Consider the following 11,267-nt stretch of genomic DNA (forward strand, 5'->3'; position numbering starts at 1 on the left):
TCTGACAAGCGATTACCCATGACGACTCGTACCCGTATCCTCACCGGCATCACCACCACCGGCACGCCGCACCTGGGCAACTACGCTGGCGCCATCCGCCCGGCGATCGTCGCCAGCCGTGACAGCAATGCCGATTCGTTCTACTTCCTGGCCGACTACCACGCCCTGATCAAGTGCGATGACCCGCTGCGCATCCAGCGCTCGCGTCTGGAAATCGCCGCGACCTGGCTGGCCGGTGGCCTGGATGTCGATCGCGTGACCTTCTACCGCCAGTCCGACATCCCGGAAATCCCCGAACTGACCTGGCTGCTGACCTGCGTTGCCGCCAAGGGCCTGCTCAATCGCGCCCACGCCTACAAGGCTTCGGTGGACAAGAACGTCGAGACCGGTGAAGACCCGGACGCCGGCATCACCATGGGCCTGTACAGCTACCCGGTGCTGATGGCCGCGGACATCCTGATGTTCAATGCGCACAAGGTGCCGGTCGGTCGTGACCAGATCCAGCACGTGGAAATGGCGCGGGACATCGGTCAGCGCTTCAACCATCTTTTTGGCCAGGGCAAAGAGTTCTTCACCATGCCCGAGGCGTTGATCGAAGAGAGCGTCGCCACCTTGCCGGGCCTGGATGGCCGCAAGATGTCGAAGAGCTACGACAACACCATTCCGCTGTTCAGCAGCGCCAAAGAAATGAAGGATGCGATTTCACGGATCGTCACCGACTCCCGCGCGCCGGGCGAAGCCAAGGATCCGGACAATTCACACCTGTTCACCTTGTTCCAGGCGTTCGCCACCCCGGCGCAGTCCGACGAGTTCCGCAGCGAACTGTTGCAGGGTCTGGGTTGGGGCGAGGCGAAGAGTCGTCTGTTCCAGCTACTGGACAACGAATTGGGCGAGTCCCGCGAGCGTTATAACCTGTTGATCGAGCGCCCGGCGGATCTGGAAGACATCCTGCAACACGGCGCGAAAAAGGCCCGCGCGGTGGCGACACCCTTCCTCAACGAACTGCGTGAAGCGGTAGGCCTGCGCTCCTTCGTTGCCCAGACTCAAGTGGCTGCGACCACCAAGAAGAAAGTCGTGAAGGCTGCGCGGTTTGTCAGCTTCCGTGAAGACGACGGCAGTTTCCGCTTCCGTCTGCTGGCGGCCGATGGCGAACAACTGCTGCTGTCGCGCAACTTCGCCGACGGTAAAACCGCGGGGCAGGTGACCAAGCAACTGCAAGCGGGCCAGGATCTGGACGTGCGCAGTGAAGATCTGGGCTTCAGCGTCTGGCTCGAAGGTCAATGCGTTGCCGACAGCCCGACCTTCGCCGACAGCGCCGCACGCGACGCGGCTATCGAGGCCTTGCGCATTGCCCTGACGCCGATTCAGGAATAATCAACGGCTCGGCCCGACCAAGGGCCGATTGCCATTCCTGCGGGCCGTCGCTACAGTGTCGGCCCGTTTTTGTTGCCTTGCTAACGAATTATGACGCCCCTAGAACGATATCAAGCTGATCTGAAACGCCCGGAATTCTTCCATGACGCCGCGCAGGAAACCGCCGTGCGTCATTTGCAGCGCCTGTACGACGATCTGGTCGCGGCCGAGCAAAACAAGCCGGGCCTGCTGGGCAAGTTGTTTGGCAAGAAGGATCAGACCCCGGTCAAGGGCCTGTATTTCTGGGGCGGCGTAGGTCGCGGCAAGACTTACCTGGTGGACACCTTCTTCGAAGCGTTGCCCTTCAAGGAAAAGACCCGTACGCACTTCCACCGCTTCATGAAGCGCGTGCACGAAGAGATGAAGACCCTGGGCGGCGAGAAAAACCCGCTGACCATCATTGCCAAGCGCTTCGCCACCGAAGCCCGGGTCATCTGCTTCGATGAATTCTTCGTCTCCGACATCACCGACGCCATGATCCTCGGCACGCTGATGGAAGAACTGTTCAAGAACGGTGTGACCCTGGTCGCCACCTCGAACATCGTGCCGGACGGCCTGTACAAGGACGGCCTGCAGCGCGCGCGCTTCCTGCCGGCCATTGCGCTGATCAAGCAGAACACCGAGATCGTCAACGTCGACAGCGGCGTCGACTATCGTCTGCGTCACCTCGAACAAGCCGAGCTGTTCCACTATCCACTCGACGAAGCTGCCAACGAAAGCCTGCGCAAGAGCTTCCGTGCGCTGACACCGGAATGCACGGCGGCGGTCGAAAATGACGTGCTGATGATCGAGAACCGTGAAATCCGTGCCCTGCGCACCTGCGATGACGTGGCCTGGTTCAACTTCCGCGAACTATGCGACGGCCCACGCAGCCAGAACGACTACATCGAGCTGGGCAAGATCTTCCACGCCGTGTTGCTCAGCGATGTCGAGCAGATGAGCGTCACCACCGACGACATCGCCCGACGCTTCATCAACATGGTCGACGAGTTCTACGACCGCAACGTGAAGCTGATCATTTCTGCCGAGGTCGAGCTTAAGGATCTGTACACCGGCGGTCGCTTGAATTTCGAATTCCAGCGAACCTTGAGTCGTCTGCTGGAAATGCAGTCCCACGAATTCCTGGCCCGGGCGCACAAGCCGTAGGACAGTTTGGAAAATAAAAAGGAGGCCTGCGATTGCAGGCCTTTTTTGTACGCCGAAGATCAAAAGATCGCAGGCTTCGCCAGCTCCTACAGGTACACACCATTCTGTAGGAGCTGGCGAAGCCTGCGATCTTTTAAGCTGCCTGCTGAAACTGCTGCCGATACTGGTTCGGCGACAACTCCGTGTGTTGGCGGAACAGCCGCGCAAAGAAGCTCGCATCGTCGTAGCCGACTTCGTAACTGATGGTCTTGATGCTCTTGCGGCTGCCGGACAGCAAGCCCTTGGCGGTTTCGATGCGCAGGCGTTGCAGGTAATGCAGTGGCTTGTCGCCGGTGGCGGTCTGGAAGCGGCGCATGAAGTTGCGGATGCTCATGCCGTGTTCGCGGGCGACGTCTTCGAAGCGGAACTTGTCGGCGAAGTGTTCTTCGAGCCAGTGCTGGATCTGCAGGATGATCACGTCCTGGTGCAGCTTCTGGCCACCAAACCCGATGCGTCCAGGCGCGTAGCTGCGTTGCACCTCATACAGAATGTCCCGCGCTACGGCCTGGGACACATTGGCGCCGCAGAAGCGCTCGATCAGGTAGATGTACAAATCGCACGCCGAGGTGGTGCCGCCAGCGCAGTACAGGTTATCGGCGTCGGTCAGGTGCTTGTCCTGATTGAGCTGGACCTGGGGGAAGCGTTCGGCGAAGGCATTGAAGAAGCGCCAGTAGGTGGTCGCTTCCTTGCCATTGAGCAGCCCGGCTTCGGCCAGCCAGAAAACACCGGTGGCCTCGCCGCACAGTACGGCACCGCGCGCATGTTGCTGGCGCAACCAGGGCAGGACTTGCGGGTAACGTTTGCAGAGACTGTCGAAATCGTCCCAGAACGCGGGAAGAACGATGATGTCGGCGTTTTCCAGCCCGCCATCCACTGGAATCAGCACATCGCTGAAGGTGTTGACCGGTTTGCCATCGGGGCTGACCAGGCGGGTTTCGAACGCCGGTGTCAGGCCATGGCCCAGCTGTTTGCCGTAGCGCAGGCTGGCGAGGTGGAAGAAATCCTTGGCTTGCATGAGGGTGGAAGCGAAAACCCGGTCAATGGCCAGGATGCTGACGCGCCGCAGGGGCGTGGAGGCTTGGTTAGACATAATTCAACTTTATTTTTATAGGGGGAAGTGGTCACCAGACGGCTGGATCGTCTTATTTTTTGTCGGATGTGTCCAGTGTCCTGTATCGGAAGCGAGGCTTAGGCTCTGACGGTCAATTCCTTCTAATAACAAAGAAAAGGTGTCGCATGATCCCCAGAACCCTGTTCAGTTCCGAGCACGAGCTTTTCCGCGACAGTGTGCGAACGTTCCTCGAAAAAGAGGCGGTGCCGTTCCATGGGCAATGGGAAAAACAGGGCTATATCGACCGCAAACTGTGGAACAAGGCAGGGGAGGCGGGGATGCTGTGCTCACACTTGCCGGAGGAGTACGGCGGTCTGGGGGCGGACTTTCTCTACAGTGCGGTGGTGATCGAAGAAGTGGGGCGACTTGGCCTGACCGGCATCGGTTTTTCCCTGCATTCGGACATCGTGGCGCCGTACATCCTGCATTACGGCAGTGAAGCGCTGAAGCACAAATACCTGCCGAAGCTGGTGTCCGGCGAGATGGTTACCGCGATCGCCATGACTGAACCGGGCGCCGGTTCCGATCTGCAAGGGGTGAAAACCACGGCCGTGCTCGATGGCGATGAGTATGTGATCAACGGCTCCAAGACTTTTATCACCAACGGCTACCTGGCCGATCTGGTGATCGTCGTCGCCAAGACCGATCCGAAGGCCGGCGCGAAGGGCACCAGTTTGTTTCTGGTGGAAGCCAATACGCCAGGCTTCGACAAGGGCAAGCGCCTGGAAAAGGTCGGGATGAAAGCCCAGGACACCTCGGAGCTGTTCTTCCAGGACGTACGTGTACCCAAGGAAAACCTGCTGGGCCAGGCCGGGATGGGCTTTGCCTACCTGATGCAGGAATTGCCCCAAGAGCGCCTGACGGTGGCCATTGGCGGGCTGGCTTCAGCTGAAGCGGCGCTGCAATGGACGCTGGACTACACCCGCGAGCGCAAGGCGTTCGGCAAGTCGATCGCGGATTTCCAGAATACCCGGTTCAAACTGGCGGAAATGGCCACGGAAATCCAGATCGGCCGGGTCTTCGTCGACCGCTGCCTGGAACTGCACCTGCAAGGCAAGCTCGACGTGCCAACGGCAGCGATGGCCAAGTACTGGGGCACCGACCTGCAATGCAAGGTGCTCGACGAGTGTGTGCAGTTGCACGGTGGTTACGGGTTCATGTGGGAGTACCCGATCGCGCGGGCATGGGCGGATGCGCGGGTGCAGCGGATCTATGCCGGGACGAACGAGATCATGAAGGAGATCATCGCCAGGTCATTGTAGGAGCGAGCTTGCTCGCGATGGTCGTCAACGATAACGTTGAAAACCTGACACCCAACGGTGTGCTCAGGTTTTTCGCGAGCAGGCTCGCTCCTACAGGTGGGGGTTATGGAGCAGGATTCGGGTGATCCTTGTGAATCGCCTCAATCCCTTCCATTACCTCCTCCGACAATTTCAGATCAAAACTGGCGATGTTGCTCTCCAGTTGCTCCATCGTGGTCGCGCCGATGATGTTGCTGGTCACGAACGGCTGCTGCGTCACGAATGCCAGGGCCATTTGCGCCGGGTCCAGGCCGTGCTCGCGAGCCAGCGCCACGTAACGGCTGCAGGCTGCTTGCGACTGCGCGTTGAAATAGCGGCTGAAGCGGCTGTAGAGGCTCAGGCGACCTTTTGGCGGGCGGGCGCCACCTTCGTACTTGCCTGAAAGGAAGCCGAACGCCAGCGGCGAATAGGCGAGCAGGCCGCACTGCTCGCGGATGGCGATTTCCGCCAGGCCGACTTCAAAGCAGCGGTTGAGCAGGTTGAACGGGTTCTGGATCGACACGGCACGCGGCCAGCCTCGGGCTTCGGCCAGGGCCAGAAAGCGCATGGTGCCCCATGGCGTCTCGTTGGACAGGCCGATGTGGCGAATCTTGCCGGCGCGGACCTGTTCGTCCAGCGCTTCGAGGGTGTCCTCCAGCGGGGTCAGGTTGGCCTCGATCTTGTGCTTGTAGCCGAGTTGACCGAAGAAGTTGGTGCTGCGCTCCGGCCAGTGCAACTGGTACAGGTCGATGTAGTCGGTTTGCAGGCGCTTGAGGCTGGCATCAACCGCCTCAGTAATGTGTTGGCGATTGTGGCGCAGGTTTTTATCGCGGATGTAGTCGATAGTGTTGCCGGGGCCGGCGATCTTGCTGGCCAGGATCCAGTCGGCGCGGTCGCCGCGGCTCTTGAAGTAATTGCCGATGTAGCGTTCGGTGGTGGCGTAGGTTTCAGCCTTGGGTGGCACCGGGTACATCTCGGCGGTGTCGATGAAGTTGATTCCGGCGCTCTTGGCCCGCTCGATCTGGGCGAAGGCGTCTGCCTCGCTGTTTTGCTCGCCCCAGGTCATGGTTCCGAGGCAGAGGGCACTCACGTTCAGATTGGTTCGGCCTAGCTGGCGATAGTCCATCGGGTGCTCCTTGGGCAAAACAATCATAAAAGCAGGTTGAATTATTTTTCGCAATCTGCATAATTGCGCACCTCTTTCTGCAGTGGAAGTGATGCGCCGCCGCCGAAGAATCTTGCCGTTGAACGGACGCGCCGACCCGAGCCCCCGAAAGCGTCTGTATCCGGCTGCCTTTGACTTGTCAAAGTACGCACTATTCAGTAAGATCCGCCGTCTAATTTACAGGGCGGCCCCTGAGGCTATAAAGAATGAAAACTTTTACTGCTAAACCGGAAACAGTAAAGCGCGACTGGTTTGTCGTCGACGCTGCTGGTCAGACCCTGGGTCGTCTGGCCACCGAAATCGCGAGCCGTCTGCGTGGCAAGCACAAGCCTGAGTACACTCCTCACGTTGACACCGGCGACTACATCGTCGTAATCAACGCTGAGCAGATCCGTGTTACCGGTGCTAAAACCACTGACAAAATGTACTACTCCCACTCCGGTTTCCCGGGCGGCATCAAGTCGATCAACTTTGAAAAGCTGATCGCCAAGGCCCCTGAGCGCGTGATCGAGACCGCGGTCAAAGGCATGCTGCCTAAGAACCCGCTGGGTCGCGACATGTACCGTAAGCTGAAAGTCTATGCGGGCGCTGCACACCCACATACTGCTCAGCAGCCCCAAGAACTGAAGTTTTAACGGAATAGTACATTATGTCGGCGACTCAAAATTACGGCACTGGCCGTCGCAAGACCGCAACCGCACGCGTTTTCCTGCGTCCGGGTACTGGTAACATCTCCATCAACAACCGTTCGCTGGATAATTTCTTCGGCCGCGAAACTGCCCGCATGGTAGTTCGTCAGCCGCTGGAATTGACTGAGACTGTCGAGAAGTTCGACATCTACGTCACCGTGATCGGCGGTGGTGTAAGTGGTCAAGCTGGCGCAATCCGCCACGGCATCACTCGCGCTCTGATGGACTACGACGAGACTCTGCGCAGCGCCCTGCGTAAAGCCGGCTTCGTAACCCGCGATGCTCGTGAAGTTGAACGTAAGAAAGTCGGTCTGCGTAAAGCGCGTAAGCGTCCGCAGTACTCGAAGCGTTAATTCGCTTTCACGTTCAAAAAAGAACGCCCAGTTTCCTCACGGAGCTGGGCGTTTTTTTGTGTCTGCGATTTATCAAAGAATTGCGCTGTGACAACTTGCCACATCCGCAGGCGCCCTATACTACAAGGCTTGGGGATGATGGGCTCCGGTAATTACCTTGTCAGAATTGGGGCTTTTCATTACCATTCGGCAAAATTTTTATAAGTACATAGATTTACTTAGTAGACGCCTGATTTAACAGGCCACAAAGCTGATGGAGAGGACTGAATGAGCAATGACGGCGTGAATGCAGGCCGGCGTCGCTTCTTGGTAGCAGCCACATCCGTGGTGGGTGCTGCAGGAGCGGTGGGGGCTGCGGTCCCGTTCGTGGGGTCATGGTTTCCCAGTGCCAAGGCGAAAGCCGCAGGTGCACCGGTGAAAGTGAATGTCAGCAAAGTCGAGCCAGGCCAGCAGATGATTGCTGAGTGGCGCGGCCAGCCGGTGTTCATCGTCCGCCGTACGCCGGAAATCCTGGGGAATCTGAAGAAGATCGAGGGTCAGCTTGTTGACCCGACCTCCAAGAACTCGACACAACCGACTTACGTTGATCCGGAAACCCGTTCGATCAAACCTGAGGTTCTGCTGCTGATCGGTATCTGCACGCACCTGGGTTGCTCGCCGACCTTCCGTCCCGAAGTGGCACCTGCGGATCTGGGGAAAGACTGGGTAGGCGGTTATTTCTGCCCTTGCCACGGTTCCCACTACGATCTGGCTGGTCGCGTCTACAAGTCGCAACCTGCGCCTTTGAACCTGCCAGTTCCCCCGCATTCCTATGAGACCGACGACATCATTGTCATTGGCGTCGATACGGAGAAGGCGTGATGAGCAAATTCATGGATTGGGTTGATGCACGCTTTCCCGCAACCAAGATGTGGGAAGACCATCTCAGCAAGTATTACGCTCCGAAGAACTTCAACTTCTTCTATTTCTTTGGCTCCCTGGCGCTGCTCGTTCTGGTCAATCAGATCGTTACCGGCGTCTGGCTGACCATGAGCTATAACCCGTCGGCGGAAGAGGCGTTTGCCTCCGTCGAATACATCATGCGCGACGTCGAGTACGGCTCGATCCTGCGTCTGCTGCACTCCACCGGCGCCTCTGCGTTCTTTATCGTGGTCTATCTGCACATGTTCCGTGGCCTGCTCTACGGTTCGTACCAGAAACCGCGTGAGCTGGTGTGGGTCTTCGGCATGCTGATCTATCTGGCGCTGATGGCCGAAGCCTTCATGGGTTACCTGCTGCCGTGGGGGCAGATGTCCTACTGGGGTGCCCAGGTGATCATCTCGCTGTTCGGTGCGATCCCGGTCATCGGTAACGACCTGACCCAGTGGATTCGTGGTGACTACCTGATTTCCGGTATTACCCTGAACCGCTTCTTCGCCTTGCACGTGGTTGCCCTGCCGATCGTTATCCTGGGTCTGGTGGTGCTGCACATCCTGGCGTTGCACGAAGTCGGTTCGAACAACCCGGACGGCGTGGACATCAAGAAACACAAGGACGAAAACGGCATACCGCTGGATGGCATTGCCTTCCACCCGTACTACACCGTGAAAGATATCGTCGGTGTGGTGGTGTTCCTGTTCATCTTCTGCTCGATCGTGTTCTTCTTCCCGGAAATGGGCGGTTACTTCCTCGAAAAGCCGAACTTTGAAGTGGCGAACGCCTTCAAGACCCCAGAGCACATTGCTCCGGTCTGGTACTTCACCCCGTTCTACGCCATCTTGCGCGCGATTCCGGACAAGCTCTTCGGTGTGATCGCCATGGGCGCGGCCATTGCTGTGCTGTTCGTCCTGCCATGGCTCGACCGCAGTCCGGTCAAGTCGATGCGCTACAAAGGCTGGCTGAGCAAGATCTGGCTCTGGGTGTTCTGCATCGCGTTCGTGATCCTGGGTGTGCTGGGCGTATTGGCTCCAACCCCTGAGCGTACGTTGCTGTCGCAGGTATGTACCTTCCTGTACTTCGCCTACTTCATTCTGATGCCGTTCTACACCCGGCTCGAGAAGACCAAACCGGTTCCGGAAAGGGTGACTGGCTGATGAAAAAACTATTTGCTGTATTGATGCTTGCTGCGTTGCCAGTGTTCGCTTTCGCAGCTGAGCACGGTGGCCCCGAGCTGGAAAAAGTCGACGTTGACGTTTCCGATAAAGCAGCCATGCAGGATGGTGCACGTACGTTCGCCAACTACTGCATGGGTTGCCACAGTGCCAAGTTCCAACGCTATGAGCGAGTTGCCGACGACCTGGGCATTCCCCATGAGTTGATGCTGGAGAAGCTGATGTTCACTGGCGCCAAGATCGGCGACCACATGAGCATCGGCATGCAGCCAGCGGACGCCAAGGCCTGGTTTGGCGCCGCTCCGCCGGACCTGACCCTGGTTGCTCGTGTTCGCGGTACCGACTGGCTCTACGGTTACCTGAAGTCGTTCTACGAAGATCCGTCGCGTCCATGGGGTGTGAACAACAAGGTCTTCCCGAACGTGGGCATGCCAAACGTCCTGGCCGGCCTGCAAGGTCGCCAGGTGGTTGGTTGCAAACAGGTTCAGATCGTCGAAGGCGGCAAAAAGCAATTTGATCCGCTGACCGGTACGCCATTGACTCATGAAGCGTGCGATCAACTGACCATCGTGCCGAAAAGCGGTGCTCTGACTGAAGAGCAGTTCGATGAGAAGGTCAAGAATCTGGTAACCTTCCTGGCTTACTCGGCTAACCCGGTTAAGCTGCAACATCAGCGCATCGGTACGTACGTATTGTTGTACCTGGCGTTCTTCTTCGTCTTCGCTTACCTGCTCAAGCGCGAATACTGGAAAGACGTGCACTGATAAAGCTTCAAGCTATTGCTGTTAATCGCGCGCGCCCAAGGGCGCCTCTGAAGATGTAGCGAGCCTGGTTATCCAGTCGTTACGGGAGGCGTCCTCTGGGCGCGCTCGTTTTTCCGCGTTCGATAATTTCTACAAGCGAGGAGGATCGCCATGGGCGTGACCAATCGGTTGGCCTGTTACTCCGACCCCGCCGACCACTATTCCCACCGAGTGCGCATCGTACTGGCAGAGAAGGGTGTCAGCGCCGAGATCATTTACGTGGAAGCTGGGCGTCAGCCACCTAAACTGATTGAGGTGAACCCTTACGGCAGCTTGCCCACCCTGGTCGATCGCGACCTGGCGTTGTGGGAGTCGACTGTGGTGATGGAATATCTGGATGAGCGTTACCCGCACCCGCCCTTGCTGCCGGTTTATCCTGTGGCGCGTGCCAACAGTCGTCTGCTGATTCATCGTATTCAGCGTGACTGGTGTGGCCTGGTGGATCTGATTCTGGATTCGCGGACCAAGGAGGCGGCCCGTGCCGTGGCTCGGAAAGAGTTGCGCGAAAGCCTGACGGGTGTGTCGCCACTGTTTGCCGACAAGCCGTTTTTCCTCAGTGAGGAACAAAGTCTGGTGGACTGCTGCCTACTGCCAATACTCTGGCGATTGCCGATTTTGGGTATAGAACTGCCGCGGCCTGCCAAGCCGCTGCTTGATTACATGGAGCGCTCGTTTGCGCGTGAGGCTTTCCAGGCGAGTCTGTCTGGTGTCGAACGCGATATGCGCTAAGGCTTAAGGAGCCGCTATGAACTCCAGTCGACCTTATCTGGTCCGCGCGCTCTACGAGTGGATTGTGGACAACGATTGCACCCCGCACATGCTGGTCAATTCCGAGTATCCGTCGGTCCAGGTGCCTCAGGGTTTTGCCAGTGACGGACAAATTGTCCTGAATGTGTCGCCACAGGCTGTGCGTCATCTGCACATGGACAACGAGGCGGTCAGTTTCGAGGGGCGCTTTGGTGGCGTGCCGCACACCTTGTACGTGCCAATTGCTTCGATCCTGGGTATCTACGCCCGGGAGAATGGCCAGGGCATGGTGTTCGATCTGGAATCGCCGATGGGCGAGGATGACGAGATCGAGCCCGATGACGATCTTCCACCACCCGACAGCGAGCCGCCGCGTCCAAGCGGTCGACCCAGTTTGAAGGTGGTGAAGTAATAAAAAAGGCGATCCGAAC

12 protein-coding genes are annotated in these 11,267 nt (G+C 58.2%); 10 read left to right on the forward strand and 2 right to left on the reverse strand.

Features of this window, described 5'->3' with window-relative positions; all coding sequences use genetic code 11:
- Window positions 1–18: 18 nt before the first annotated feature.
- Window positions 19–1,374, forward strand: coding sequence for a tryptophan--tRNA ligase (locus AC1DXW_RS24860; protein ID WP_477753042.1), 1,356 nt, complete (start codon window positions 19–21; stop codon window positions 1,372–1,374).
- Between the two features lie 90 nt (window positions 1,375–1,464).
- Window positions 1,465–2,559, forward strand: a complete 1,095-nt coding sequence (gene zapE, locus AC1DXW_RS24865; protein ID WP_095943473.1) for a cell division protein ZapE — start codon at window positions 1,465–1,467, stop codon at window positions 2,557–2,559.
- Window positions 2,560–2,692: 133 nt separating this feature from the next.
- Here the strand turns inward: zapE and AC1DXW_RS24870 are convergent, their stop codons facing one another.
- Window positions 2,693–3,613: a GlxA family transcriptional regulator gene (locus tag AC1DXW_RS24870; RefSeq protein WP_477753065.1), complete on the reverse strand. Its 921-nt coding sequence runs from the start codon at window positions 3,611–3,613 to the stop codon at window positions 2,693–2,695.
- 221 nt (window positions 3,614–3,834) lie between these two features.
- Between AC1DXW_RS24870 and AC1DXW_RS24875 the strand changes: the two genes are divergently transcribed.
- Complete coding sequence (locus tag AC1DXW_RS24875; protein WP_046041911.1) at window positions 3,835–4,971, forward strand: acyl-CoA dehydrogenase family protein; 1,137 nt, start codon at window positions 3,835–3,837, stop codon at window positions 4,969–4,971.
- Window positions 4,972–5,074: 103 nt separating this feature from the next.
- Here the strand turns inward: AC1DXW_RS24875 and AC1DXW_RS24880 are convergent, their stop codons facing one another.
- Window positions 5,075–6,115 carry an NADP(H)-dependent aldo-keto reductase gene (locus tag AC1DXW_RS24880; RefSeq protein WP_477760571.1) on the reverse strand — a complete coding sequence of 347 codons (1,041 nt, stop codon included), beginning with the start codon at window positions 6,113–6,115 and terminating at the stop codon, window positions 5,075–5,077.
- Window positions 6,116–6,360: 245 nt separating this feature from the next.
- Here AC1DXW_RS24880 and rplM point away from each other — a divergent pair, with 245 nt between their 5' ends.
- The 7 genes from rplM (at window position 6,361) to AC1DXW_RS24915 (ending at window position 11,248) form a co-directional block, all read left to right on the forward strand.
- Window positions 6,361–6,789, forward strand: a complete 429-nt coding sequence (gene rplM, locus AC1DXW_RS24885) for a 50S ribosomal protein L13 (protein ID WP_007917032.1) — start codon at window positions 6,361–6,363, stop codon at window positions 6,787–6,789.
- 14 nt (window positions 6,790–6,803) lie between these two features.
- A complete protein-coding gene (gene rpsI, locus AC1DXW_RS24890; RefSeq protein WP_003228056.1) occupies window positions 6,804–7,196 on the forward strand; it encodes a 30S ribosomal protein S9 in 393 nt (130 codons plus the stop codon).
- 267 nt (window positions 7,197–7,463) lie between these two features.
- Complete coding sequence (petA, locus tag AC1DXW_RS24895; RefSeq protein ID WP_477760572.1) at window positions 7,464–8,057, forward strand: ubiquinol-cytochrome c reductase iron-sulfur subunit; 594 nt, start codon at window positions 7,464–7,466, stop codon at window positions 8,055–8,057.
- Window positions 8,057–9,268 (forward strand): cytochrome b, encoded by a 1,212-nt coding sequence (locus tag AC1DXW_RS24900; protein WP_310053977.1) that lies wholly within the window; start codon window positions 8,057–8,059, stop codon window positions 9,266–9,268. Before petA ends, AC1DXW_RS24900 begins: the two co-directional genes overlap by 1 nt.
- On the forward strand, window positions 9,268–10,050 hold the full coding sequence (locus AC1DXW_RS24905; RefSeq protein WP_477753046.1) for a cytochrome c1: 783 nt from the start codon (window positions 9,268–9,270) through the stop codon (window positions 10,048–10,050). The genes AC1DXW_RS24900 and AC1DXW_RS24905 overlap by 1 nt, the downstream gene beginning before the upstream one ends.
- A 150-nt stretch (window positions 10,051–10,200) precedes the next feature.
- A complete protein-coding gene (locus AC1DXW_RS24910) occupies window positions 10,201–10,818 on the forward strand; it encodes a glutathione S-transferase N-terminal domain-containing protein (RefSeq protein ID WP_060539471.1) in 618 nt (205 codons plus the stop codon).
- A gap of 16 nt (window positions 10,819–10,834) precedes the next feature.
- Window positions 10,835–11,248 (forward strand): ClpXP protease specificity-enhancing factor, encoded by a 414-nt coding sequence (locus tag AC1DXW_RS24915; RefSeq protein WP_007998247.1) that lies wholly within the window; start codon window positions 10,835–10,837, stop codon window positions 11,246–11,248.
- Window positions 11,249–11,267 lie beyond the last annotated feature (19 nt).

This window comes from Pseudomonas sp. P4_C4 (genome assembly GCF_056402055.1).